This is a genomic window from Geothermobacter hydrogeniphilus (assembly GCF_002898515.1).
Taxonomy (GTDB): domain Bacteria; phylum Desulfobacterota; class Desulfuromonadia; order Desulfuromonadales; family Geothermobacteraceae; genus Geothermobacter_A.
In genome coordinates, this window is the sequence record NZ_PPFX01000038.1 from 16,192 (window position 1) to 40,027 (window position 23,836).

The window sequence follows — 23,836 nt, forward strand, 5'->3', positions numbered from 1 at the left end:
CTGATCGGGCGTTCCCCGGTGTTGAATTCAACTGTTCAAACAGTATAGTCCCTGATTCGCAGATGTCTTCCCGCAATGGGAGACCGACCTGGGACCGGGCGATCACCGGGCGCGTGGTCAGCTCGATTTTCGCAGATGGGGCAGCGCGATCCGCGGCATCCAGCTTTTCCTGCGGGCTTTCTGGATTTCCTGCCGGATGAAGTCTATCTGTTGCTCCACCTCCTGCTCGCCGCGCACGATCGCCTCCTCGGCCTGCGAAAAATCAGCCCAGTGTTCGACGCCGTTTTTGGGGCAGAGGACGATATTGGCCCGCCTGAGCTGTTCGCGGGTGAGGGCGTTGCGGACCAGGGCGTCGGCGCGGGAGATGACGTCGATGGCGTTGCGCGGCGTGCTGAAGGGGCGCGGCACACCACCGGCGTCGATGGCGATGACAAAGTCGGCGCCGAGTTGGCGGGCGGCCTTGGAGGGGATGGTTTCGGCCCAGCCGCCGTCGACCAGCTGTCGTCCATCCAGTGCGACCGGTTCGAGCACTCCCGGCATGGCGCAGGATGCCGCGACCGCCTGGCGCAGGGGACCCTTGTCAAGCACCTCCGGCCGGCCGCTGACCAGGTCGAGGGTGACGGCGGCAAAGGGGACGCGGGTCTGCTCGATGCGGATATCGTCGAGCAGGAAGGCATAACTGCTTTCGGCGGTTTCGGTCTTGACCAGCGCCGTCTGGGTGACCATCAGGGCGTTGAATACACCACGGCGCGCCAGCTTGGCCACTTCAAACAGGATGCCTTCGCCGTGGGAGTCGAGTTCCCGGAAGAAATCGAACCCGGCCCTGGAGAACTCTTCGCTTTCAAGGTAGGAAGCGAAACGTTCCCGCAGAGCCTTGACATCGGGGTTCGAGGCGTACATGCCGCCGATAATCGCTCCCATGCTGGTGCCGGTGATAATATCGATGTCGACGCCGTGCCGGACCAGCCCGGCGATGACGCCGATGTGGGAAAAGGCGCGCGCCGCTCCTCCTCCCAGTGCCAGTCCGATCTTGAATTTTTTTGCCATTCGTTTGCTCCGGCACAGGCAAAAACGCCCGGAAAGTGTGTTATTCCTGAATCAGTGAGTATCTTGTCGGCGTATAGCACAACTCATTGATCTGCCTGAGCTTCCCAAAAATCACCAGCGAACCTGTGGGTGCGCTTCAGATTTTTGGGAAACTCATTCAGACCAAGCACTTGCACTCTCCATCCAACAGGTACTCACTGATTCAGGTTATATTGCTTTTGAAGGACGTTGAGTTTGACACATGGCTTGACTATTGTAAACGCGAGTTCGTTGCTCAACCTGAAACCGTGACGGGAGGTGCGTTCATGAGTATCATGACAGAAATCCGGGATATGGCCTTGGCGCTGGCCGCGGACCATTCCATCCCGAAAATCGCCGGCATCGTTCTGCCCCCTTTTCAGCCCGGAGAGCAGGAGTGTGATACCTGCCGGTTCATGGCGATGGCGCTGGAGGGCGGGGCGGGCGGCCTGAGCTACCTGCTGCTGCCCGACGACAGCGCGGACGACTACCGGAGGTTGTCGCCGCAGGCCTTTGTCGGCACCCGTCCCGAGCGGTACGCGGAAGCCTTCGGCGGCACCGACCCGGTGCGGAACATGCTGGGGCTGGCCGCCATCAATGCCATCTGCCAGCAGGTGATGCGGTTGACCGACGGCGTCCCTGAAATGGCCGCCGATTCCATCGGGCTGATGGAGATCGAAGATCATGATCGGATCGGGATGGTCGGCTTCTTTCCTCCCCTGCTCAAGTATCTGCGCGGTAGCGGGGCCGAGCTGGTCATTGTTGAAAAAAATCCACAACTGGTTGACCGTTACCCGAACCTGCCCGTCACCCTGGACATAACGGAGCTGAAATCCTGTACCAAGATCCTCTGCACCAGCACCACCGTTCTCAACGGCACCCTTGACGAGGTTCTCGCGCAGTGCCGTTCGGCCGAGCACATCTCGGTGCTGGGGCCGACCGCCGGCTACTTTCCCGATCCCCTGTTCGCGCGCGGGGTGGATGTGCTCGGCGGCCGCTATGTCGATGACGGTTTTCTACTGTTGAAGCTGATCGAGGAAGGTAAACGCTGGGGCGAGGCGACCCGCAAGCTCTGTTTTCAGAAACCTCGCTGATAAACCCGAATCAGTGAGTCCCTTGTCGACGGACAGCACAAATCATTGATCTGCCCGAGCTTCCCCAAAATCACCAGCGAACCTATGGGTGCGCTTCAGATTTTTGAAAATCTCATTCAGGCCAAGCACTTGCACTCTCCACCCAACAGGAACTCACCGATTCAGGATAAAGATCCCGGCAGAAGACCGGATGGCCTCGGTCGACATATCCCTGCCCGCGCAACTCCCGCAGTCGACGCACCCGCTCGCTGGTCGGCGGGTGGCTGCGGAGGAGGGGAGACTGGGGGATTCGCGCGCCGGGAATCAGCAATCGGCGCCAGCCGTATTGCTGCAACTGCTCGGTTTTGAGCAGGGCGCGGGCGAGACCGTCTGGGTCGCCGGTAAGGGTCGCCGCGGAAAGATCGGCTTCGTATTCCCGCACCCTGGAAAGTCCGAGCTGGGCCAGGGAACTGGCGGTCGGGGCCAGAAGCAGGATCAGGACCGCGCTCCAGTTGAGGTGCAGATCGCTGACCAGCAGCAGCGGCAGGTTGACCAGCAGCAGGACCTGGCCAATCGTGGAGAGAGCGCCGGTCAGTTGGCCGGCCGCCATCGCCAGGCTCATGACGCGGATATCGTTGTTACGGATGTGGCTGATTTCGTGGGCCAGGACGCCGGTCAACTCACGTTGGTCAAGACACCGCAGCAACCCCTCGGTGACCACAATAACGGCCTGCTCGCGGCTGCCGACGGCAAAGGCGTTGCCGAGACCGCCGGGCATCAGGTAGAGAGCGGGAACCCGCGGCAGTTCGGCCCGCCGGGCCAGCTCCTCGACCCGACGGTAGAGAGCCGGTGCCGCGGCAAAAGCCAGGGGGCGGGCGCGGGTCAGGCGCAGGATCAGTTGCGGCGAGGCGGTCGGAGCAAAGAAGACCCACAGCCCGCCGAGGATCAACAGCCAGAAGACGCCGTCGGCGCCCCACAGCAGCCAACCGAGCAACGCCAGGTAGCCGCTGATAAAGAGCAGCAGAAGCAGGGTCTGCAGGCGGTTGATGAAGGTGTGACGCAGCCAGTTGTGCTGATCGATGGTGACCGGTGTCATGATCTTCGCCCTCAGGCCGACTTGACGGGAATCCGTTTGCCGGGAGTCCCCTTGCGGCGCGGCAGTTCAATTTGCAACACGCCCCGCCGGTAACTGGCCGTCGCCGCGTCGGGGTCGACATCGGTCGGCAGGGGAATGGCCCGTTCAAAACGCCCGTAGGCACATTCACGAATGTGGAACCGGCCGGCCGTCTGTTCGTTCTGGTAGTGCTTTTCGCCGCTTACGACCAGCATGTTGCCCTCGACCCGCAGATTGATTTCATCAGGGTCGAGTCCCGGGGCCTCAAGTCGGACCCGTACCTGTTTTGGACTTTCGGATACTTCGGCAGCCAGCACCCCCCAGCCCGGGCCGTTGGTCGGTGATTCATCTGTTTCTTCCTTGTGTCCAAGGGGCAGGTAACGGGTCATGGCGCCGGAAGCGCGCTGAAAGAGATGCTGCCAGCCTTCGCTCAGGGAATCCCATGCGCGACTCATTCCTTCACGAAGTTCATGCCAGGTTGTCATGGTGGTTACCTCCTTTCCCGTATTGGTCGTCACGAACCCGGAGCCGATGGCGTCCGGGGAAGCGGGCTCGCCGCCGCGACAGGATGCACCGAAGCAGATAACAAACTCCGTACCAATAACAGCTGACGTGATTTCAAGCGGTTGTATTGATTTGCGACAGTTGCGACGTTGCTTTTCCTGTCGCGACTGTTGAGGTTGCTACAGATCTCAGGGAGGGGGATTCACAGGGGCCACTGCCGGGAGGCTCCTGTGAATCCCTTTGGGCTAAGGAATCAGCCGGCCTTGATATAATTCTCCAGCTGGTTGATGATAAATTCTTTTTCAGCGATCGAAGCCTTGACCAGGTCACCGATGGAAATCAGGCCGGCCAGTTGGTCGCCGTCGAAGACCGGCAGGTGCCGGCAGCGTTTTTCCGTGATCAGCGCCATGCATTCCTCGACCGTATGCTCCGGGCGGGCGTAGCATACCGCTTCAGTCATGATCTCCCGAACCGGGGTTTTGGGCGAGGAGAGGCCCTTGAGAATCACCTTGCGGGCATAGTCGCGCTCGGAGAGCATGCCGACCAGGCGGTCGTCTTTCATCACCATCAACGCGCCGACATTTTCGCGGGCCAGCACTTCCAGGGCTTCGAAAACGGTGGCATCGGCATCGATGCTGAAAATCTGGCCTCCCTTGCTGCGCAGGATGTCGCGGACCGTTCTGCTCATGGCATGCTCCTTTCCTCGGGGGATTCTTCAGGCTCACTGACTCAGAATATGATTCAAGCGTATCGAAGCCTCGGGGCTTGTCAATCTCCTGCATCCGTGGGTTCATGGTGGATGAAGAGAGCAAGGTCTTGATCTGAATGCGATTTTCAAAAAGCTGAGGCGCACCCGACAGGTTCACCGGTGTTTTCAGGAAATTGCAGACGAGTCAATGATTTGTCCAGTTCTCCGGCAATGAATTCACGAGTTCAGGATCTGGCACGACAAGCGGGTTATGATCTGTTATGGTGGTCCTTATCGCGCATCGCAAGCGCGTTCAACCCCTTCAAAGGTGATCCCCATGACCGAGATTGACAAGGCCCTTGAAACCCTGCGAGCCAACCCCGAGGACCACAAGGCCCACTCGGGTTTTTATGACCTGTTCCTGAATTCCGGATTCTTTGTCCCGACCGTAACCGAAACCTTTATCAACGGCGCGGGGGAGAATGAAGAAGCCAGGGTCCCGCTGCTGGTTGAATCCGATGGAACCGACTTCCTGGTCTTTTTTGATCAGCAGCAGCGTCTGGATGACTGGGCCGAGCAGGAGGCTCCCAGCATCCAGGTGCCGGGACATATGCTGGCAGAGATGTCGACCGAGAAGATCCACTGGGTGATGAACATGGGGACCGATTACACCAAGGAGTTTGTTCCGGAAGAGATTGCCTGGCTCAAGGATGTGGTGACCCGCTGCAAGGCCGAGGACGAGGCGGCAGCCGAATAGGGCTGCTGCGCTTCGAGTCTCTCGTCACCACGGGCACAAAAAAAGCCCGGCTATAAGAGCCGGACTTATTTTTGTGTGGTGCCGAAGGCGAGACTCGCCCACTGCGTCACCGCCATCACGGCGGCTCCTGCGTAGGCTCCCCTCCGCTCGCTGACGCGGACATCCCTGTCCGCTTTTCGTCCACCGGACGCGCTCGCTGCGCTTCGAGTCTCTCGTCACCACGGGCACAAAAAAAGCCCGGCTATAAGAGCCGGACTTATTTTTGTGTGGTGCCGAAGGCGAGACTCGAACTCGCACGGCCGTTGAGCCACCGCCCCCTCAAGACGGCGTGTCTACCAGTTCCACCACTTCGGCAAGCGGGTTGTATTTATACTGATTCAGACCACGTCTGTCAACCCGGATTTTCTATTTTTTTGCATCCGCGGCAGGCGCCGCTTTTTCTGCTGTCGGGGCCGGAGTCGCGGGTGTCGCCGGAGCTTCCTGTGCGGTCGGAGCGACCTGCTCGGGCATCACGCTGCTGGCACCGGGCAGGCCATGGAAGTAGGCAAGAATCAGACTGGTGAGCATGAAGATCACCGCCGCGCCGGTGGTCAGTTTGGCCATGAAGGTCTGGCCGCCGGTGGCGCCGAAAACAGTCTGGCTGGAACCGGCGCCGAAGGATGCGCCTATTTCAGCTCCCTTGCCGCTGCCCTGAACCAGGACAATGGCGATCAACGCGAGACAGACAAAAACATGAAGTACAACCAGAAAAGTAACCATCGGGCAATTCGCTCCTCTAGAATCGTTATTCCTTTGAACCGGCAGACTCTAGCATAAAATCTTCGTCTGAAAAAGACATTAATTTGCGCCACTGAAATTCATGATACGGATAAAATCATCGGCGTTCAGGCTGGCGCCGCCCACCAGCGCGCCATCGATATTGTCGCGGGCCATCAGTTCGTCGACATTGCCCGGTTTGACACTGCCGCCGTAGAGAATGCGCAGCTGTTCCGAGATCTGCAGATTGAACTGCCCGGCGATCAGGCCGCGAACGAAGGAATGTGCCTCCTCGGCCTGGTCGCTGGTGGCGGTCTTCCCGGTGCCGATGGCCCAGACCGGTTCGTAAGCAACAATAACCCGGTCCATCTGCTCTTCGCTCAATCCGGCAAGGCCTTGGGTGACCTGCTCGCTGAGAACGTCGTACATACGACCGGTTTCGCGTTCCTCAAGGGTTTCGCCGATGCAGAAGATCACCCGCAGGCCGGCCGTGAGGGCGGCCTTGATCTTGGCGTTGATCAGGTCATTGTTTTCACCGAACAACTGCCGGCGCTCGGAATGCCCGAGGATGACATGACTGCAGCCGGCGTCGAGCAGCATCTGCGGAGCGACTTCCCCGGTGAAGGCGCCGCCCGGCTGGTCGCTGCAGTTCTGGCCGGCAATTTTCAAGTTGCTTCCCTTCAGTTCGGCGGCAACCGTCGCCAGCGCGGTAAAGACGGGAGCGATAATGAAATCGGCATGGTCGATCCCGGCGGCGGCCTGTTTCAGGGATCCGGCCAGTTCGACCGCTTCGGTGATGGTTTTGTGCATCTTCCAGTTGCCGGCAATGACGGGACGGCGCATGGGCTTCTCCTTTTGTGAAAATAATGAAATCCTGGACCGCCAGGAGCATTTTAACGCTGAGACGGAGAGAAGCAGAGTCGGAGAGGGAAACAGACAAAAATATCGGCTAACGCAATCTTTATCCTGGAGTGGCTTTCTCCGCGTGCTCTCCCTCTCAGCGTCTCTCCGTTAAAAAAGATTTTCTTTCTTGTAAAGTATTATGACTTATCCGTCAGGGCCACGATCCCCGGCAGCTGTTTGCCTTCGAGAAACTCGAGGGATGCGCCGCCGCCGGTGGAGATATGGGTCATTCGATCCTGCAGGCCCGACTTGTTGACCGCCGCGACCGAATCTCCGCCGCCGATGATCGAGACACAGTCGCTTTCGGCCAGGGCGCGGGCGATGGCGAATGTTCCCCGGGAGAAGGCCTCGAATTCAAATACGCCCATCGGGCCGTTCCAGACCACTGTTCTGGCTCCGCTGACCGCTTCTGTATAGCGTCGTTGCGTCAGCGGACCGATGTCGAGGGCCAGGCGATCGTCGGCGATCCCGTCGCGGGCACAGGTTTCAGCGGCGGCATCGGCGGAAAATTCGGCGGCGACAACGTGATCTTCAGGCAGGAGAAGTTCGACACCGGCTGTCGCCGCCTGTTCGATCAGTTCTCCGGCGAGAGCGATCTTGTCTTCCTCGACCAGCGATTTTCCGACCGGAATTCCCTGGGCCCTGAGGAAGGTGTAGGCCATGCCGCCACCGATAATCAGGGTATCAACCTTGCCGAGCAGGTTCTGAATTACGGTGATCTTGTCACTCACCTTGGCGCCGCCGAGAACCGCGACAAAAGGTTTTTCCGGGTTCGCCAGCGCCTGCCCGAGGTAACGGATTTCCTTTTCCATCAGGTAACCGGCTGCTGCCGGCGAGAGCAGCCGGGCGACCCCTTCGGTCGAAGCGTGGGCGCGGTGAGCTGTGCCGAAAGCGTCGTTGACGTAGACCTCCGCCAGGGCGGCAAGTTTGCCGGCGAAGGTCGGGTCGTTGTTGGTTTCGCCGGGATGAAAACGGACATTTTCGAGCAGCAGGATATCGCCGTTGTTCATTTCGGCGATCAGCTCCTCGACCTCCGTTCCAATGCAGTCGGGTGCCATGGTGACCGGCCGACCGAGCAGTTCGGCCAGGTGGGGAGCGACCGGCGCCAGGCTGTACTTCGGATCATGCCTGCCCTTTGGACGACCGAGGTGCGAAGCCAGAATCAGTCGTGCTCCGCGATCGACCATGGCCCTGATGGTCGGCAGGGCGGCGGTGATACGGGTGTCATCGGTGATGTGCCGATTGTCGTCGAGCGGAACGTTAAAATCGACTCGACAGAATACTTTTTTGCCTGCGAGCTGCAGATCGTCAATGGTGACCTTGTTGAACATCAGCGTATCTCCCTCCATTGTGAGTATTGCGTGTCGCTTCAGACAACAAGAGGGCAGGGTCTTTGACCCTGCCCGTTGTTGCTGTCTGGTTCGGCCATTCAGCGGGCGGCGATGAATTTTACCAGGTCAAGTACCCGGTTGGAATAGCCCCATTCATTGTCGTACCAGCTGAGAACCTTGACCATGTTGCCGTCAAGGACATTGGTCGAGAGAGCGTCGATGGTCGAGGAAGCGCTGCTGCCGTTGAGGTCGTGGGAGACCAGCGGCAACTCGTTGTAGTCGAGAATCCCTTTCAGCGGGCCTGTCGCGGCCTGACGCATGACTTCATTGACCTCGGCGACACTGGTCGCGCGTTCAGTCTCGATCACCAGGTCGACCAGGGAGACATTGGGGGTCGGTACCCGGACCGCCATGCCGGTCAGTTTGCCTTCCATTTCCGGCAGCACGAGGGCAACCGCCTTGGCGGCCCCGGTGGTGGTCGGAATCATCGATATGGCCGCGGCACGGGCACGGCGGAGATCCTTGTGCGGCAGGTCGAGAATTTTCTGATCATTGGTGTAGGAATGGATTGTGGTCATCATGCCGCGACGGATACCGAACTGTTCATTCAGGACTTTGGCAACCGGCGCCAGGCAGTTGGTGGTGCAGGAGGCATTGGAGACGATTCGGTGCCTGGCCGGATCGTAATCCTGCTCGTTGACTCCCATGCAGAAGGTCGCGTCAACCTCCTTGCCCGGAGCGCTGATGACCACCCGCTCTGCACCGGCCTGAATGTGTCTGGCGGCGTCGCTCCCTTTGGTGAACCGACCGGTTGATTCGATGACGATATCAATGCCCAGTTCCTTCCAGGGCAGTTCTGCCGGGTCCGTTGTGCTGCAGACCTTGATCTCGCGGTCGTTGACCCGGATTTTTCCCTCGCTGCTGCTGACCTCGGCCTGCAGTATCCCATGGACCGAATCATACTTCAGCAGATGAGCCAGGGTCGCGGGATCAGTCAGATCGTTGACGGCCAGGATTTCGATGTCCCGCGATTCGAGGGCGGCGCGCAGTACGTTGCGTCCGATACGCCCGAATCCGTTGATAGCCACTTTTGCCGGCATGCTTACCTCCATTTGGTTCTGTAGGAAAACCGTTTGTGATTACGATCAGTTGCTCTTTTTTTCGGAGAGTGGAAATGTTAGCCCTGCACAACGGGCGCGTCAAGCTGAATCAATCCCTTCCGGTTGCTCTTTAATCTTTGATGTGGTAAGAAGAAAACGTCCATAGTTCTCTTCGAAGCAGTTGTTTTCTCTTGAGAAATGTCCTCGTGAGAGGCTGCTAAGATCCCTGGTTCAGCTTTTAAATGTATCGCAGCGGACCTGAATTGCAAATGCGCAGTAGCCGATGTCTTTCGACCGCCACGGGCAATGATATATATCGTCCGGCGGCGTGTCAGTTGTTAGGGCCGAATGAAGAGTACCCTTGAAAAACGCATCCTGCTGTTCGCCTTCCTTGTCCTCACCCTGACCATTGCGGCCAATACCAGTCTGACCATCGATGGATTCCGCCGGGATTATCGCGATGGTCTTATTCTTCGTTCCCGCAGTATCGCTGAATCGTTGAAGATTTCCATCGAAAATCTTCTTGAGCATGGTGCGCAACTGTCCGCGGCGCGTTCTCTTGCTGATCGTTGTTCCAGTATTGTCAATACCGACCCGGAGATTGCCTACTGCCTGGTGGAGGATGCTGTCGGCAAACCGGTTTTTGCCAGTGACCCCGATTTTGTGTTCGGCCCGGAAGTCAAAATGATCAGTGCCATGGACAAGTCGACGGCACTGCTGCAGTTCGGTAATCGTCAACGCTATTACGATGTGTCGGTCAACCTGTTCAGCGATCGGGACATCCTTTCCGGACGGGTGCGAATCGGTTTTCCCGAAATGGTTCTGAAAGAACGGATCAAGAGTATTCTACAACGTTCCCTGATTGTTCTCGCGGGGGCGTTCATTGTTGTGTTTACACTGGTTTTCCTCTTTGTCAGGCGGGACCTGATCGGCCCGATCACCACGCTCAGTACCGTTGCCAAGGAGATCGCCGGCGGCAGGTTTGATGTCGCAATTCCTGAATTGACGACCCGGGATTTCTCCGAACTGGGAGATGCCCTGCGACACATGGCGCAATCGCTCAAGGAGAGGGACACGAAAATCCAGCAGAGTTATGGCGATCTCAAGCAGACCAACCAGCAGTTGCAGGATTCCTACGAAAATCTGGAACGTGTCGGTGCTGAACTCGGCCGCAGCCGAGAAATGTATCGTTCTCTGCTTGACGATGCTTCCGACGCCATCCTTGTCAGCGATGAACAGGATCGGATCGTACTGATCAACAAGGCGGCGGAGCGTTTTTTCGGCAGCAGACGACAGGAGGTCGGCGGAACCAATCTCTACTCTTTCCTGGAACAGTTGCAGGTCAGCAATATTGATGAACTTTACCATCTTCACGGTGAAGTGCTTGAAGGGAACACCCTTGAGGCCGAAATCCGTTTCATGAGCCCGGTTGAAAATCGCCCGGTGGTGGGCTGGGTCAAGGCGTCTCCGGTGGTGGGCCGCGACGGTCGGCGACGGGTGCAGTCGATTATTCGTGATGTCACCCGCGAGCGGGAAATCAAGGAGAATCTGCAGCGGTCCACCGCTGAACTGAAGCGGCTCAACCAGATGAAGGACTCCTTTCTCGGGGTCGCTTCTCACGAATTGAAAACTCCGTTGACGGTCATTATCGGTTACACCGAACTGTTGATGAACGAATGGCGGGATCGACTCGAACCTCCGGTGATGGGGATGCTTGAGCATATCGCCAATGCCGCCGACCGCCTGTCCAACATCGTTCGTGACATGGTCGACGTTTCGATGCTGGAAGACCGGCGCATGAAACTGAGGATGCGCAAGGTCGATCTCAACCCGGTTGTCGAGCAGGCGGCACGCGAGCTGGAATTTTTCTTCGATCGACGCAGGCAACATCTGTCTCTCGATCTGCAGCAGGGACTTCCCCCGGTGCTGTGTGATCCGGACCGCATTGCCCAGGTCATCGGCAACCTGGTCGGCAATGCCATCAAATTTACACCTGACGGCGGCAGGATCGAAATTGCCAGCCGGCTCTACTACTGCCGTCGGCAACGTTCCGATGTCAGCACCCCCGGGAATCCGGAGGTGGCGGATGGCAGCTTCTGCCCGTTGGCGGAGGAGAAACAGCCTTACCTGTTGCTGAGCATTCGTGACAACGGTATCGGTATCGATTCCGCTGACCTGCCGCATGTGTTCGACAAGTTCTATGAAGTCGGCAATATCGAAGAGCACTTTACCGGCAAAGTGGCCTTCAAGGGGAAGGGAACAGGCCTCGGCCTGACCATCGTCAAGGGGATTGTCGATCTGCATGGAGGGGCGATCTGGGTCGAGAGTCCCGGCAATGATCCCGAACACTGCCCCGGATGTCTTTTCCAGGTCATCCTGCCGGTTATTGAGGACGTCTCCCCACCGCAGGATTGAACCCAGCTTTTCCCTTGCGGCAGAAACAGTTTTCAGCTATAAAGAGCGCGCCCAGCCACCTGTTTTCGGGAGTTCATTTTGCGGGTCTGTCTTTTGGCCAGCGGCAGCAAGGGAAATGCCATTTTCGTCGAGTCTTCCGGCACCCGCCTGTTGATTGATGCCGGTCTTTCAGGCCGCGAGATCTGCAGTCGCCTGCAGCAGCTCGATGTGGCCGGTGAAGACCTCGATGCGATCCTGGTGTCCCATGACCATGGAGACCATTGCCGGGGGCTCGGTCCCATGGCCAGGCGTTGCGGGTTGCCGGTTCATATTCACCCGGAAACCCTTGCGGCGCTGCCGAACCTCGGCCGCATTGACCATCTGCATGAATTCGACAGCGGCACGACGTTTTCGATCGGTGAACTCCAGATTGAAACCATCCCGCTGACCCATGACGCCGCCCATACCGTCGGCTTCCGGATCCATGGGGCCGAGGGGATGGTGGGGGTTGCCACCGATCTCGGCATCGCCACCCGGCTGGTTCGTGAGCGGTTGAAAGGCTGTCGGGTGCTGGTGGTGGAAACCAATCACGACGAAGAGCTGTTGCGGGATGGTCCCTATCCCTGGCATCTGAAACAACGCATCCGCAGCAACCACGGTCACCTCTCCAATACCGCCGGGGCCGAACTGCTCGACACGCTGCGCTGGGACGGACTGGAAGCGGTCTTCCTGGCTCACCTGAGTGAAACCAACAACACTCGTGACCATGCGCTGGCCGCGGTCGAGCGTGTGCTTCGTTTCCAGAACCTTTGTCAACCCCAGCTGATTGTCGGACAGCAGGCCGCGGTCAGCTGTTGCTTTGTCGGTTGACCCGTCACGGTCACCGCTTTCTGCAAGGAGTAGAGAAACCATGATTCCGCGTTACAGCCGGCCCGAGATGGCCGCCATCTGGGAACCCGAAAACAAGTTCCGAATCTGGCTTGAAATTGAGACCCGCGCCTGTGAGAAACAGGCCGAACTTGGCGTCATCCCGAAGGAAGCGGTCGAGGTGATCCGGGCCAAAGGGAATTTTGACATCGAGCGCATCGATGCCATCGAAGCCGAGGTCAAGCATGACGTCATCGCCTTTCTGACCTCGGTCGCCGAGTATGTCGGTCCCGAGGCACGCTTCATCCACCAGGGGATGACCTCCTCCGACGTTCTCGACACCTGCCTTTCGGTCCAGTTGACCCAGGCCGCCGACAAATTGCTGGTCGATCTTGATGAGGTGCTGGCGTCGATTCGGGAGCGCGCCATGGAGCACAAGGACACCGTCTGCATCGGCCGTTCCCACGGCATCCATGCCGAGCCGGTGACTTTCGGTCTGAAACTGGCCGGCTGGTATGCCGAGATGGAGCGTAACCGGCGCCGGCTCAAGGCGGCGCGGATGAACATCGCCACCGGTGCCATCTCCGGGGCGGTTGGTACCTTCGCCAATATCGATCCCGTGGTCGAGGAGTATGTCTGCGAGAAGCTGGGACTGATGCCGGAACCGGTGTCCACCCAGGTCATTCCGCGTGACCGGCATGCCGAGTATTTCTGCACCCTGGCGGTCATCGCCTCGTCGATGGAACGGATCGCGGTGGAGATCCGTCACCTGCAGCGCACCGAGGTGCTGGAAGCGGAGGAGTTCTTCTCGAAGGGGCAGAAGGGGTCGAGCGCCATGCCGCACAAGCGCAACCCGATCCTCTCTGAAAATCTCACCGGCCTGGCCCGCCTGGTGCGCGGCTACTGCATTCCGGCGCTGGAGAATGTCGCCCTCTGGCACGAGCGCGACATCAGCCACTCCTCGGTCGAACGTAATATCGGGCCTGATGCCACCGTAACCCTTGATTTCGCCCTCGGCAGGCTTAACGGCCTGATCAAAAACCTGGTGGTCTATCCACAGAATATGGAACGCAACCTCAACCAGATGCGCGGTCTGATCTTCTCGCAGAAGATCATGCTCGACCTGACCCAGGCCGGAGTCTCCCGCGAGGATGCCTACCGGATGGTGCAGCGCAACGCCATGAAGGTCTGGGAACAGGGGAAGGATTTTCTCACCGAACTGCTCGCCGACCAGGATGTGGTCAGCGCTCTCGGTGAAGAAAAGATCCGCGAGTCCTTCGACCTCAACTATCACCTGAAGCACGTCGACACCATTTATCGGCGGGTTTTCGGGGAGTAAAGTATTTAAAGGCTGCCGCCAAGGCGCCAAGTTCACAGGCAAATTTAACGCAGAGACGGAAAGGAGCAGAGGTGGAGAGAAAATCTTTTGGATTTTAAAACCCCCAAAAGATCTTATGCCTTTCTTCACGCTCTCTCCATCTCAGCGACTCTCCGTTAAAAAGGCGGCCTGGTTACGGTTTTTCACGCAAAGGAGTCACTCCATGCCCTGGAGAATAGTTGTCGGCCTCAAGGATGGTGTCAGGGATGCCCGGGGAGAGCGGGTTCGCGCAGAAATCCGCCGGCACCTCGGCATTGAACTTGAGAGCGTGCGCACCCTCGATGTTTACACTGTCGATGCGGAATTGACCGACGATGAGGTCGCCGCGGCCGCCAACGGGCCTTTCTGCGACCCGATCATCCAGCAGGCGGCCGTCAACCAACCGCTTGCCGAAGATTTCGACATCCTGATCGAGGTCGGGTTCCGCCCCGGTGTTACCGACAACGTCGGCCGCACCGCCCGCGAAGCGATTCAGTACCTGACCGGACGTTCCTTCGCGGACGGGGAGGGGGTCTACACTTCGACCCAGTACCTGCTGAAGGGAGCCATCGATAAACAGGCGGCAGAAACCATCGCCGGCGATTTTCTCGCCAACGGCCTGATTCAGCGCTGGACGATACTGACGGCTGATGAACTCGATCCGGCAAAAGGCGTTCCGGTCAGCGTGCCGCGGGTTGTCGGCAGCGCCGAACCGACCGTCAGAACCATTTCTCTCGATGTCAGTGATGAACAGCTGCTGGCCATCAGCCGTGACGGGATGCTGGCCCTCAATCTTGAGGAGATGAAGAAGCTGCAGGCCTATGTCGCGGATCCGGCGACTCGGGAGAAACGATGTGCCCGCGGCTTGTCGGCTGAGTTGACCGATGTCGAGCTGGAGGCCCTGGCGCAGACCTGGAGCGAACACTGCAAGCACAAGATTTTCTCGGCGAAAATCGACTACACCGATGAAAACGGAAACCGTCAGCTGATCGACTCCCTTTTCAAAACCTATATTGTCGGCGCTACTGCCAGGGTACGCGAAAACATGGGAGAGCGCGACTTCTGCCTCTCGGTCTTCAAGGACAACGCCGGGGTGATCCGCTTCAACGACGACTGGAGCCTGGTGTTCAAGGTCGAGACTCACAACTCGCCTTCGGCCCTCGATCCCTACGGTGGGGCATTGACCGGGATTGTCGGCGTCAACCGTGACGGTGTCGGTACCGGCATGGGAGCCCGGCTGATCTTCAACACTGATGTTTTCTGTTTTGCCTCGCCCTTTCTCGACAAACCTCTGCCGAAACGGCTGCTGCATCCGCGCCGTATCTTCGACGGCGTTGTTGAAGGGGTTGAACATGGCGGCAACAAGAGCGGCATCCCGACCGTCAACGGCTCGATCGTCTTCGATGACCGTTTCGCCGGTAAACCGCTGGTCTACTGCGGTACCGCGGCGATCATGCCGGCCGAACTGAACGGCAGGCCGTGCCATGAAAAGGCAGTTCAGGTCGGCGATCATATCGTCATGACCGGCGGCCGCATCGGCAAGGATGGTATCCACGGCGCGACCTTCTCCTCGGAGGAACTGCACGAGGGTTCGCCGGTGACCGCGGTGCAGATCGGCGATCCGATCACCCAGCGGAAAATGTTCGATTTCCTCACCATCGCCCGTGATCGCGGTCTCTACAATTCGATGACCGACAACGGTGCCGGCGGGCTTTCCTCGTCGATCGGCGAGATGGCCGAAGATACCGGCGGCTGCGAGCTGCACCTTGATCGCGCGCCCCTCAAGTATCCCGGCCTGCAACCCTGGGAGATTCTCATTTCCGAGGCGCAGGAGCGGATGAGCCTGGCGGTGCCGCCGGAAAAGCTGGATGAATTTCTGCAGCTGGCCAAAGAGATGGATGTCGAGGCGACCGACCTCGGGACTTTTACCGACTCGGGTTATTTCCACTGTCTCTACCGGGGGGAAACCGTCGCCTGGCTCGATATGGAGTTCCTGCACCAGGGCGTGCCGCAGATGGTGATTCCCGCCCGCTGGACGCCGAAAACTCTGCGGGAACCCGGCCTGGCCTTGCCGCAGGATCTCAGCCTGGAATTGTCCGGTCTGCTCGCCCGGCTCAATATCTGTTCCAAGGAATCGGTGATCCGCCGCTACGACCACGAGGTGCAGGCCGGAACGGTGATCAAGCCGCTGGTCGGGGTCGCCAACGACGGTCCTTCCGACGCGGCGGTTTTCCGCCCGCTGCTCGATTCCTTCGAGGGTACGGTTGTTTCCCACGGTATCTGCCCGAGCTACAGCGATATCGATACCTACCACATGATGGCCTGTGCCATCGACGAGGGGCTGCGCAACTACGTCGCTGTCGGCGGTGACATCGAGCATGTCGCCGGGCTCGACAACTTCTGCTGGTGTGACCCGGTGCAGAGTGATAAGACCCCGGACGGCGAATACAAGGCGGCCCAGCTGGTGCGTGCCAACCAGGCTCTCTACGACTACTGCGTCGCCTTCGGCGTACCGCTGATTTCGGGCAAGGACTCGATGAAGAACGATTACCAGATCGGCGACACCAGGATCTCCATTCCGCCGACGGTGCTGTTCTCGGTGATCGGCAGGATCGAGGATGTCCGCCGGGCGGTGTCGATGGATGTCAAGCGTCCAGACGACCTGGTCTATCTGCTCGGCATGACCCGTGATGAGCTTGGGGGTTCGGAATACTATGCCGCTCACGGCGAGTTGGGTTGCAATGTACCGAAAGTCGATGCCGGTTACGCCCTCGATCTCTACAAGCGTCTCAACCGGGCGCAGCGTCAGGGCCTGGTCGCGTCCTGTCACGATCTTTCCGACGGCGGACTCGGCGTGGCCCTGGCGGAGAAGGCCTTTGCCGGCGGTTTCGGCATCCGCGCCGACCTGACCGCGGTCCGTACTGACGCGCCGTTGCGGGATGACGCCCTGCTGTTCTCCGAATCGCAGAGTCGCCTGCTGGTCAGTGTCCACCCTGAACTGCGGGATGATTTCGAAGCGGTTTTTGCCGGGACCGATTGCGCGCTGATCGGGGAGGTGACCGAGGATGGGCGGTTGGAGGTGACCGGGGCCGGCGGCCGGGTGTTGATCGACAGCCGGATAGAGGACCTTAAACAGGCGTGGCAAGCGCCGCTGCGGGAGCTGTAACCATGGCAAAAGAGATTCGGGCCATTGTCATTGCCGGCAACGGCACCAATTGTGAGCGTGAAGTCGCCCATGCCTGTCGCCTGGCCGGTGCCGAGGTGGCCGATATTGTCCATATCGCCGAGTTGCTGGCCGGCAGGGTGCGCCTCGACGATTACCATTTTCTCAACCTGGCCGGTGGATTTCTCGACGGCGATGATCTCGGCAGCGCCAAAGCCGGCGCCAACCGCCTGCTGCACGCCCGGGTGGCTGACAGCGAGGAGCACCTGGCCGACCAGCTGCAGCGATTTGTTGCTGACGGCAAGCTGGTGATGGGTGTCTGCAACGGTTTCCAGCTGATGGTCAAGATGGGGCTGCTGCCGGCACTGGACGGCAACTACCAGCAGCAGACCGCGACCCTGACCTTCAATGACGGCGGCCGTTTCGAGGATCGCTGGACCTACCTTGCGGTTGACCCCGACTCCCCCTGTGTCTATACCCGCGGCCTGCCGGGGATCTACCTGCCGGTCCGGCACGGTGAAGGAAAGTTCGTACCCGGAGATGATGCCCTGCTCGAACGGATCGAATCCGGTCATCTCGCCCCGTTGCGTTATGCCACGGCAGCTTACCAGCCGACCATGACCTATCCGGAGAATCCCAACGGTTCAGTGGCGGCCATCGCCGGGGTCTGTGACCCCAGCGGCCGGTTGTTCGGTCTGATGCCTCATCCGGAGGCCTATGTCCACCGCACCCATCATCCGCGCTGGACTCGTGAGCCGGAATTGCCGGAAGAGGGAATGGGCCTGTGGCTGTATCGCAACGCGGTTGAGTTTCTCCGTAGCGAAGTCGTGTAAAAATGAACAATCCCGCGGCAGACCGCGGGATGTCAGGAATCCAGATTGCAGCATCCGGGTAACAGAATGAACCCGGTACATGTTCTCTGCTTCCGCTTACCGAGAGGTCTTCGATGGAAGAAAAATTTCATGATAAATGCGGCGTGTTCGGGATCTTCGGTCATCCCGAAGCCGCCAACCTGACCTACCTGGGGCTCTATGCCCTGCAGCACCGGGGGCAGGAGAGCTGCGGCATTGTCGCTTCAGACGGCAATCAGCTGCGTGCCTATCGAAAGATGGGATTGGTATCTGATGTTTTCAAGCGCCCGAGCGTGTTTGACGAACTGCCGGGAAAGAGCGCCATCGGCCATGTCCGCTACTCGACCGCGGGAGCATCCGACGACAAGAATATCCAGCCGATCATGGTTGATTACCATCGCGGCAGTATCGCCGTGGCCCACAACGGCAACCTGGTCAATGCCCAGGAACATCGCAATCGTCTGGAACATGAAGGTTCCATTTTTTCCACCACCGCCGATACCGAGGTGATTATTCACCAGATCGCCAAGGCCCAGGCGGACAGCCTCCAGGACCGGGTGGTCGAGGCGCTGACCAACCTGAAAGGGGCCTATTGCCTGACTTTCCTGACCGAAACCCGGCTGGTCGCGGTGCGCGACCCCAATGGTTTCCGCCCGCTGGCCCTGGGTAAGCTTGATGGCGCCTTCGTGGTCGCTTCGGAAACCTGCGCCTTCGACCTGATCGAAGCCGAATTCATCCGCGAGATCGAGCCGGGCGAGATGATCGTCATCGACAAGAACGGGATGAAATCCTACCATCCCTTCGACAAGATCCAGCCGTCCCCCTGTGTCTTCGAGTTCATCTACTTTGCCCGCCCTGACAGCACCATCTTCGGCAAGGAGGTTTACGGCGTGCGCAAGGAGTTCGGCCGGGTGCTGGCCCGTGAATACCCGGTCGAGGTCGACGTGGTGGTGCCGATCCCCGACTCCGGGGTGCCGGCCGCCATCGGTTATGCCGAAGAGGCGGGTCTGCCCTTCGAGACCGGCCTGATCCGCAATCACTATGTCGGCCGCACCTTCATCGAACCTTCGCAGTCGATTCGCCATTTCGGCGTCAAGCTGAAGCTGAACCCGGTGCGGGAGATTATCCAGGGCAAGCGCGTGGTGCTGATCGACGACTCGATCGTCCGCGGCACCACCGCCCGCAAGATCGTCAAGATGGTGCGCAACGCCGGCGCCGCCGAGGTGCATGTCCGCATCTCCAGTCCGCCGACCAGTTTCCCCTGTTATTACGGGATCGACACTCCGACCCGCAAGGAGCTGATTTCCTCTTCCCATTCGGTGGAGGAAATCAATAGATACATCACTGCCGACAGCCTCGGCTACCTGTCTCGCGGCGGGGTTCTCAAGGCCGCCGGAATTCCGGACGGGGCTTCCGGGTATTTTTGCGACGCCTGTTTCAGCGGCGAGTACCCGGTCAAGTTTCCCCGTCTCAAGTCAGACAGTCAGCTGGGGTTGTTCTGAACAAGATTGAACCTGAGGAGAGAGAGGAAAAATGACCACCGAAGAACGCACGGAACTGATGAACATCATTCGCGAACTGTCTTACGAGCAGCGGGAGGTTACTCTCGCCTCGGGACGCAGGAGCAATTTTTATTTCGACGGCAAGCAGACCACTCTGCACGCCAGGGGCGGGCTACTGGTCGGCAAGGCATTCTGGGAGAAGGTCAAGGAATTCGGCCCGGTTGACGGGGTCGGTGGTCTGACCCTCGGCGCCGACCCGATTGCCACCGCCACGTCGATTGCCGCCACCCTTGAAGGAACCCCGGTCCATGCCTTCATTATCCGCAAGGAACCGAAGGGCCACGGCACCGGGCAATGGCTTGAAGGGCGCAAGAATCTTCCCGCCGGATCGAAGGTTGTGATCGTCGAGGATGTCACCACCACCGGAGGCTCGTCGATGAAGGCGGTCGAACGTGCCCGCGAAGAGGGCCTTGAAGTCCTCGGCATCGTTACCCTGGTTGATCGCCAGGAAGGCGCCCAGGAAAACATCGAGGGGCAGGGGATGGTGCTCAAGCCGGTCTTCACCCGCAAGGAGATCGTCGGCTGAGAGTTCTCCCGTCTCGGGAAGCGAAAGACCTGCTCCACCGCAAAACTGAAAAAGGGGGTTCACGATAAACGTGAATCCCCTTTTTAATTCAATCTGTTATCCTGCTATTCTTCATCCGGAATCTTGAAAACAACATGAACGCCGGGGAGGGCTTCGAGGTCACCGACGGTGATACTGCGGGTATCACCGATCACGCCGATGATCACCCGGTTGGCGCCGGTTGACTGGTGAAAATCGAAGTCCCGCTCGTCAAGGTACTGCTTGATCTGCCGCAACTGCTCCTCGCTGACATTCTGTTTCATCACGATCAGCATTTCATTCCCCTTTGCTGCGCGCGCGCTCCAGGCTGCGCGATTCGTCAACCACACGTTCGAAGAGGCGGACAACGGCCTCGTCGTCCAGAGGACCGGGGTTCTCTGTTCGGACCCGGGTGAAAATCCTCTTTTCCCGTTCCGGGTCGTAGATCGGCAGCCCCCGTTCTTTTTTCAACGCCCCGATGGCCAGAGCCAGTTCAGCGCGCCGATTGAAGATTTTCAGCAGCTGCCGGTCGAGGTTGTCTATTTCCGCGCGGATTTCATCGAAGGTCAAGGAGATCCTCCTCGTCAGAAAGGCTTACGGACCAGGGTCGGTCGTTTCCAGTTGGCGTCATCGGTTTCGGGATAGTCGATGGTGTAGTGCAGTCCGCGGCTTTCCTTGCGCTCCAGGGCGCAGCGCACGATCAGTTCCGCGACGGTGGCGATATTGCGCAGCTCAACCAGGTCGGAAGTGACAAAGAAATCCCAGTAATAGTCGGTGATCTCCTCCTGGATCATCTGGATGCGGCGCCGGGCCCTGACCAGGCGCTTGTTGGAGCGGACGATGCCGACGTAGTTCCACATGCAGCGGCGGATCTCATCCCAGTTATGGGCGACTACCACTTCTTCGTCACTGTCGGTGGCGTTGCCGCAGTCCCAGGCGGGGACGGATGGATAGCGGGTATCGATGTCACGATGCCGTTCAAGACAGCGCTGGGCCGCACGTTCAGCATAGACCGCGCCTTCCAGCAGGCTGTTGCTGGCCAGGCGGTTGGCGCCGTGCAGACCGGTACAGGAGGTCTCGCCGATGGCGAACAGGTTGGGCAGATCGGTTTCGCCCCAGTGGTCGACCCGTACCCCGCCGCAAAGGTAATGGGCGGCCGGGACAACGGGAATCGGCTCGCGGGTCATGTCGATGCCGTAGGAGAGACAGGTGGTATAAATGTGCGGAAAACGGTCCTTGATATAGTCGGCGCTGCGGTGGCTGATGTCGAGGAACACATTGTCCTCACCACGGACTTTCATCTCGTTGTCGATGGCCCGGGCGACAATGTCGCGCGGCGCGAGATCCTTGAGCTGATGGTAGCTCTCCATGAACGGGGTGCCGTCAGAACGTTTCAGAACGGCACCTTCGCCACGCACCGCTTCGGAGATCAGGAACGATTTGGCGTGGGGATGGAAAAGGGTGGTCGGATGGAACTGCATGAATTCCATGTTGGCGACCGTCGCGCCGGCGCGGTAGGCCATGGCGACCCCATCGCCGGTGGCGATGTCCGGATTGCAGGTGTAGAGATAGACCTTGCCGGCACCGCCGGTGGCGAGGACCGTGATCGGGGCGCCGAAGGTCACGACCTCGTGATTGGCGATATCCAGCACATAGGCCCCGAGACAACGATCCTCGTTTTTACCGCCATGCCTGCGGGCGGTGATCAGGTCGATGGCGATGTGTTCCTCGTAAAGATTGATATTGGGATGGCTGCGGATCGCTTCGACCAGGGCGCGTTCAATTTCCCGGCCGGTCAGATCCTGGTAATGGAGGATGCGGCGCCGGCTGTGACCGCCTTCGCGGGTCAGGTCGAAACTTCGGTCCTGTTTGCGGTTGAACTGAACCCCCCAGGAAACCAGGTCGCGGATCGCGTCCGGACCGCCTTCAACCACCAGTCGCACCACCTCCTCGTCGGACAGAAAGGCTCCGGCCACCATGGTATCTTCGATATGTTCGGCGAAGCTGTCATTCTTGGCGCTGACAGCGGCGATACCGCCCTGGGCGCGGCTGGTGGCCGTCTCCTCGACAGTTCTTTTGGTGACCACGGCGACCTGCCCCTGGTCGGCGACCTTGAGGGCATAGGCGAGACCGGCAATGCCGCTGCCGATAACCAGGAAATCAGAGATAATTTTCATTGTTTAAATAGTCGAATTTTGGAGAGTCATGGAACTGCTTTTGCATTAAGATGGATGTTCGGGGCGTGATTCTGTCGCATATTATCGACCCTCGGTGAAACACTGTCAATCATTTTCATGGTGCCAAGTTTATTGAAATAAAAGGGGTTTTAAGCTATACAGGCTCAGGGTGCGGTGATGACGATAAAAAAAGCAAAAATCAGTATGTTTCTTTCTGCCCTGGCCGTGGTGATGCTCCTGTCCGTCCCTGCGCATGCCGATATCTATAAACAGGTCGCGCCGGACGGTTCGATCACCTTTACCGACACCCCGACTGACAATAACTGGCAACTCTATTTCAGCCGGGACAGTACCATCTATGATATTATTCGTTTCTTTGCCGAACAGTACGGCCTTGAAGAAGCCCTGGTCCGCGCGGTGATCAAGGTTGAAAGTGACTACGATCCGAGTGTTGTCAGCAGTAAAGGCGCCATGGGCATGATGCAGCTTGTTCCGACCACCGCCGCCGAGATGGATGTTGTCAATCCCCTCGACCTGGTGGACAATATCAGGGGCGGCAGTCGCTACCTGCGAAAAATGCTCGATCGCTTTCACGGTGATCTGGATCTGGCCCTGGCCGCCTATAACGCCGGGCCCGGTGCCGTCAGCAGGTATGGCGGCGTTCCGCCCTATGCCGAAACTATGAACTACGTGCGCAAGGTCCGAAAATACCTGCGGATCTATCGCGTAGAGGAAGAGTCCCTGATGTGAACTGGCGTCGTGGAGTATTGGGCCTGCCCAACCTGTTGACCATGGCACGGATTGCCGCGGTGCCCGTTATTGTCGTTCTGCTGATGGACGATTCCCGCAGCGCCGGCGTGTGGGCGGCAGCCGTATTCGGTCTGGCCGCCACCACCGATGCCTTTGACGGCTGGCTGGCGCGTCGCTGGCAGGCCGAGACGGTGCTGGGGAAATTTCTTGACCCCCTTGCCGACAAGCTGATTGTCATGGGCTCGCTGATCATGCTGATTCCTCTGGGGCGGGTGCCGGCCTGGGCGGTGTTCGTGATCATCGCCCGGGAAACCGTGATCACCGGCCTGCGTTCCATTGCCTCGTCGGAAGGTATTGTTATTGCCGCCAGTCCTCTGGGCAAGTACAAGACCATTTTCCAGATGACCGCTCTGGTCGGCCTGATGCTGCACTATGACTTCTACTGGTTCTTCGGGCTGCGGTGGGAAATTTTCCATGTCGACATGCAGTTCTGCGGCCTGTTCTATTTTTACCTGGCACTGGTTTTCACAATCTGGTCAGGGGTCGATTACCTGACCAAGTTTTTTCGCCTGTTTGCTGGAAAATAATTTAAATTTCAATGGTTTTCGCCAGATCAAAAAAAACTCTCTTTTTTGTTTGACTTGGCTTCGGCCTTTTGTTATAAATTTCCCCGCCTCGCAAGAGCGGCAACAAAAAATGCGGGAATAACTCAGTGGTAGAGTGCAACCTTGCCAAGGTTGAAGTCGCGGGTTCGAACCCCGTTTCCCGCTCCAGAAACGACAGGCCCCAAGGCAAATGCCCTGGGGCCTTTTCTTTATCAGGGGCGCCGGCTTTTTCATCAACTCTGCGTTGCAGGCCCGCTTCGCTTGTGCGGCGTAGC

At 58.9% G+C, this 23,836-nt stretch carries 22 protein-coding genes and 2 tRNA genes; 12 read left to right on the plus strand and 12 right to left on the minus strand.

Features of this window, described 5'->3' with window-relative positions; genetic code table 11:
* Nucleotides 1–117: 117 nt before the first annotated feature.
* Entirely contained in the window at nucleotides 118–1,047 is a 930-nt protein-coding gene (locus tag C2E25_RS13880) for a patatin-like phospholipase family protein (protein WP_103116332.1), read from the minus strand.
* A gap of 305 nt (nucleotides 1,048–1,352) precedes the next feature.
* Here C2E25_RS13880 and C2E25_RS13885 point away from each other — a divergent pair, with 305 nt between their 5' ends.
* Nucleotides 1,353–2,159 (plus strand): Rossmann-like domain-containing protein, encoded by an 807-nt coding sequence (locus C2E25_RS13885; protein ID WP_103116333.1) that lies wholly within the window; start codon nucleotides 1,353–1,355, stop codon nucleotides 2,157–2,159.
* Nucleotides 2,160–2,271: 112 nt separating this feature from the next.
* Here the strand turns inward: C2E25_RS13885 and C2E25_RS13890 are convergent, their stop codons facing one another.
* From C2E25_RS13890 to C2E25_RS13900, 3 genes are all read right to left on the minus strand, one after another.
* Nucleotides 2,272–3,234, minus strand: a complete 963-nt coding sequence (locus C2E25_RS13890; RefSeq protein ID WP_103116334.1) for a zinc metalloprotease HtpX — start codon at nucleotides 3,232–3,234, stop codon at nucleotides 2,272–2,274.
* A gap of 11 nt (nucleotides 3,235–3,245) precedes the next feature.
* Entirely contained in the window at nucleotides 3,246–3,737 is a 492-nt protein-coding gene (locus tag C2E25_RS13895) for an Hsp20/alpha crystallin family protein (RefSeq protein WP_103116335.1), read from the minus strand.
* 272 nt (nucleotides 3,738–4,009) lie between these two features.
* The gene (locus tag C2E25_RS13900; RefSeq protein ID WP_103116336.1) at nucleotides 4,010–4,444 is read right to left on the minus strand and encodes a CBS domain-containing protein; all 435 of its coding nucleotides are present in this window, start codon (nucleotides 4,442–4,444) and stop codon (nucleotides 4,010–4,012) included.
* 337 nt (nucleotides 4,445–4,781) lie between these two features.
* Between C2E25_RS13900 and C2E25_RS13905 the strand changes: the two genes are divergently transcribed.
* Nucleotides 4,782–5,201: an SseB family protein gene (locus C2E25_RS13905; protein ID WP_103116337.1), complete on the plus strand. Its 420-nt coding sequence runs from the start codon at nucleotides 4,782–4,784 to the stop codon at nucleotides 5,199–5,201.
* Nucleotides 5,202–5,468: 267 nt separating this feature from the next.
* Here C2E25_RS13905 and C2E25_RS13910 read toward each other — a convergent pair.
* The 5 genes from C2E25_RS13910 to gap all read right to left on the minus strand — a co-directional run bounded on the left by C2E25_RS13910 (nucleotide 5,469) and on the right by gap (nucleotide 9,291).
* Nucleotides 5,469–5,555, minus strand: a tRNA-Leu gene (locus C2E25_RS13910).
* Nucleotides 5,556–5,606: 51 nt separating this feature from the next.
* Complete coding sequence (gene secG / locus C2E25_RS13915; protein ID WP_103116338.1) at nucleotides 5,607–5,960, minus strand: preprotein translocase subunit SecG; 354 nt, start codon at nucleotides 5,958–5,960, stop codon at nucleotides 5,607–5,609.
* Between the two features lie 78 nt (nucleotides 5,961–6,038).
* On the minus strand, nucleotides 6,039–6,800 hold the full coding sequence (gene tpiA, locus C2E25_RS13920; RefSeq protein WP_103116339.1) for a triose-phosphate isomerase: 762 nt from the start codon (nucleotides 6,798–6,800) through the stop codon (nucleotides 6,039–6,041).
* Nucleotides 6,801–6,997: 197 nt separating this feature from the next.
* Entirely contained in the window at nucleotides 6,998–8,191 is a 1,194-nt protein-coding gene (locus tag C2E25_RS13925; RefSeq protein ID WP_103116340.1) for a phosphoglycerate kinase, read from the minus strand.
* Between the two features lie 98 nt (nucleotides 8,192–8,289).
* Nucleotides 8,290–9,291: a type I glyceraldehyde-3-phosphate dehydrogenase gene (gene gap / locus C2E25_RS13930; RefSeq protein WP_103116341.1), complete on the minus strand. Its 1,002-nt coding sequence runs from the start codon at nucleotides 9,289–9,291 to the stop codon at nucleotides 8,290–8,292.
* A 348-nt stretch (nucleotides 9,292–9,639) separates the two neighbouring features.
* On the opposite strand from gap, the gene C2E25_RS13935 reads away from it, so the two are divergent.
* The 7 genes from C2E25_RS13935 (at nucleotide 9,640) to pyrE (ending at nucleotide 20,011) form a co-directional block, all read left to right on the plus strand.
* Nucleotides 9,640–11,706: an ATP-binding protein gene (locus tag C2E25_RS13935; protein WP_103116342.1), complete on the plus strand. Its 2,067-nt coding sequence runs from the start codon at nucleotides 9,640–9,642 to the stop codon at nucleotides 11,704–11,706.
* A gap of 78 nt (nucleotides 11,707–11,784) precedes the next feature.
* A complete protein-coding gene (locus C2E25_RS13940; RefSeq protein WP_103116343.1) occupies nucleotides 11,785–12,555 on the plus strand; it encodes an MBL fold metallo-hydrolase in 771 nt (256 codons plus the stop codon).
* A gap of 40 nt (nucleotides 12,556–12,595) precedes the next feature.
* Nucleotides 12,596–13,891 carry an adenylosuccinate lyase gene (purB, locus tag C2E25_RS13945; RefSeq protein ID WP_103116344.1) on the plus strand — a complete coding sequence of 432 codons (1,296 nt, stop codon included), beginning with the start codon at nucleotides 12,596–12,598 and terminating at the stop codon, nucleotides 13,889–13,891.
* 202 nt (nucleotides 13,892–14,093) lie between these two features.
* Nucleotides 14,094–17,075 carry a phosphoribosylformylglycinamidine synthase subunit PurS gene (locus C2E25_RS13950; RefSeq protein WP_103116345.1) on the plus strand — a complete coding sequence of 994 codons (2,982 nt, stop codon included), beginning with the start codon at nucleotides 14,094–14,096 and terminating at the stop codon, nucleotides 17,073–17,075.
* Nucleotides 17,076–17,077: 2 nt separating this feature from the next.
* A complete protein-coding gene (locus tag C2E25_RS13955) occupies nucleotides 17,078–17,905 on the plus strand; it encodes a phosphoribosylformylglycinamidine synthase subunit PurQ (RefSeq protein ID WP_103116346.1) in 828 nt (275 codons plus the stop codon).
* A 113-nt stretch (nucleotides 17,906–18,018) separates the two neighbouring features.
* Complete coding sequence (gene purF / locus C2E25_RS13960) at nucleotides 18,019–19,425, plus strand: amidophosphoribosyltransferase (protein WP_103116347.1); 1,407 nt, start codon at nucleotides 18,019–18,021, stop codon at nucleotides 19,423–19,425.
* Nucleotides 19,426–19,456: 31 nt separating this feature from the next.
* Nucleotides 19,457–20,011 carry an orotate phosphoribosyltransferase gene (gene pyrE / locus C2E25_RS13965; RefSeq protein ID WP_103116348.1) on the plus strand — a complete coding sequence of 185 codons (555 nt, stop codon included), beginning with the start codon at nucleotides 19,457–19,459 and terminating at the stop codon, nucleotides 20,009–20,011.
* 104 nt (nucleotides 20,012–20,115) lie between these two features.
* Here the strand turns inward: pyrE and C2E25_RS13970 are convergent, their stop codons facing one another.
* Genes C2E25_RS13970 through nadB form a run of 3 tightly spaced genes read right to left on the minus strand, consistent with a single transcriptional unit; the run spans nucleotide 20,116 to nucleotide 22,206 of the window.
* Nucleotides 20,116–20,325, minus strand: coding sequence for a hypothetical protein (locus tag C2E25_RS13970; protein ID WP_103116349.1), 210 nt, complete (start codon nucleotides 20,323–20,325; stop codon nucleotides 20,116–20,118).
* A gap of 1 nt (nucleotide 20,326) precedes the next feature.
* Nucleotides 20,327–20,599, minus strand: coding sequence for a chorismate mutase (locus tag C2E25_RS13975; RefSeq protein WP_085011825.1), 273 nt, complete (start codon nucleotides 20,597–20,599; stop codon nucleotides 20,327–20,329).
* Nucleotides 20,600–20,613: 14 nt separating this feature from the next.
* Nucleotides 20,614–22,206, minus strand: coding sequence for an L-aspartate oxidase (gene nadB, locus C2E25_RS13980; protein ID WP_103116350.1), 1,593 nt, complete (start codon nucleotides 22,204–22,206; stop codon nucleotides 20,614–20,616).
* Nucleotides 22,207–22,410: 204 nt separating this feature from the next.
* Here nadB and C2E25_RS13985 point away from each other — a divergent pair, with 204 nt between their 5' ends.
* The 3 genes from C2E25_RS13985 to C2E25_RS13995 all read left to right on the plus strand — a co-directional run bounded on the left by C2E25_RS13985 (nucleotide 22,411) and on the right by C2E25_RS13995 (nucleotide 23,729).
* The gene (locus tag C2E25_RS13985) at nucleotides 22,411–22,956 is read left to right on the plus strand and encodes a transglycosylase SLT domain-containing protein (protein ID WP_103116351.1); all 546 of its coding nucleotides are present in this window, start codon (nucleotides 22,411–22,413) and stop codon (nucleotides 22,954–22,956) included.
* Complete coding sequence (gene pgsA / locus C2E25_RS13990; RefSeq protein WP_269845118.1) at nucleotides 22,953–23,543, plus strand: CDP-diacylglycerol--glycerol-3-phosphate 3-phosphatidyltransferase; 591 nt, start codon at nucleotides 22,953–22,955, stop codon at nucleotides 23,541–23,543. The genes C2E25_RS13985 and pgsA overlap by 4 nt, the downstream gene beginning before the upstream one ends.
* 111 nt (nucleotides 23,544–23,654) lie before the next feature.
* Nucleotides 23,655–23,729, plus strand: a tRNA-Gly gene (locus C2E25_RS13995).
* The last annotated feature ends 107 nt before the right edge of the window (nucleotides 23,730–23,836 follow it).

What these genes read in the sequence shown, in the direction of transcription:
- C2E25_RS13880 (WP_103116332.1), bottom strand. Translation starts at nt 1,047, where the DNA reads ATGGCAAAAAAATTCAAGATCGGACTGGCACTGGGAGGAGGAGCGGCG.
- C2E25_RS13985 (WP_103116351.1), top strand. Translation starts at nt 22,411, where the DNA reads ATGTTTCTTTCTGCCCTGGCCGTGGTGATGCTCCTGTCCGTCCCTGCG.
- C2E25_RS13955 (WP_103116346.1), top strand. Translation starts at nt 17,078, where the DNA reads ATGGCAAAAGAGATTCGGGCCATTGTCATTGCCGGCAACGGCACCAAT.
- C2E25_RS13890 (WP_103116334.1), bottom strand. Translation starts at nt 3,234, where the DNA reads ATGACACCGGTCACCATCGATCAGCACAACTGGCTGCGTCACACCTTC.
- C2E25_RS13885 (WP_103116333.1), top strand. Translation starts at nt 1,353, where the DNA reads ATGAGTATCATGACAGAAATCCGGGATATGGCCTTGGCGCTGGCCGCG.
- pyrE (WP_103116348.1), top strand. Translation starts at nt 19,457, where the DNA reads ATGACCACCGAAGAACGCACGGAACTGATGAACATCATTCGCGAACTG.
- C2E25_RS13925 (WP_103116340.1), bottom strand. Translation starts at nt 8,191, where the DNA reads ATGTTCAACAAGGTCACCATTGACGATCTGCAGCTCGCAGGCAAAAAA.
- tpiA (WP_103116339.1), bottom strand. Translation starts at nt 6,800, where the DNA reads ATGCGCCGTCCCGTCATTGCCGGCAACTGGAAGATGCACAAAACCATC.
- C2E25_RS13905 (WP_103116337.1), top strand. Translation starts at nt 4,782, where the DNA reads ATGACCGAGATTGACAAGGCCCTTGAAACCCTGCGAGCCAACCCCGAG.
- gap (WP_103116341.1), bottom strand. Translation starts at nt 9,291, where the DNA reads ATGCCGGCAAAAGTGGCTATCAACGGATTCGGGCGTATCGGACGCAAC.
- C2E25_RS13950 (WP_103116345.1), top strand. Translation starts at nt 14,094, where the DNA reads ATGCCCTGGAGAATAGTTGTCGGCCTCAAGGATGGTGTCAGGGATGCC.
- purF (WP_103116347.1), top strand. Translation starts at nt 18,019, where the DNA reads ATGGAAGAAAAATTTCATGATAAATGCGGCGTGTTCGGGATCTTCGGT.
- nadB (WP_103116350.1), bottom strand. Translation starts at nt 22,206, where the DNA reads ATGAAAATTATCTCTGATTTCCTGGTTATCGGCAGCGGCATTGCCGGT.
- purB (WP_103116344.1), top strand. Translation starts at nt 12,596, where the DNA reads ATGATTCCGCGTTACAGCCGGCCCGAGATGGCCGCCATCTGGGAACCC.
- C2E25_RS13895 (WP_103116335.1), bottom strand. Translation starts at nt 3,737, where the DNA reads ATGACAACCTGGCATGAACTTCGTGAAGGAATGAGTCGCGCATGGGAT.
- secG (WP_103116338.1), bottom strand. Translation starts at nt 5,960, where the DNA reads ATGGTTACTTTTCTGGTTGTACTTCATGTTTTTGTCTGTCTCGCGTTG.
- C2E25_RS13935 (WP_103116342.1), top strand. Translation starts at nt 9,640, where the DNA reads ATGAAGAGTACCCTTGAAAAACGCATCCTGCTGTTCGCCTTCCTTGTC.
- C2E25_RS13970 (WP_103116349.1), bottom strand. Translation starts at nt 20,325, where the DNA reads ATGCTGATCGTGATGAAACAGAATGTCAGCGAGGAGCAGTTGCGGCAG.
- C2E25_RS13900 (WP_103116336.1), bottom strand. Translation starts at nt 4,444, where the DNA reads ATGAGCAGAACGGTCCGCGACATCCTGCGCAGCAAGGGAGGCCAGATT.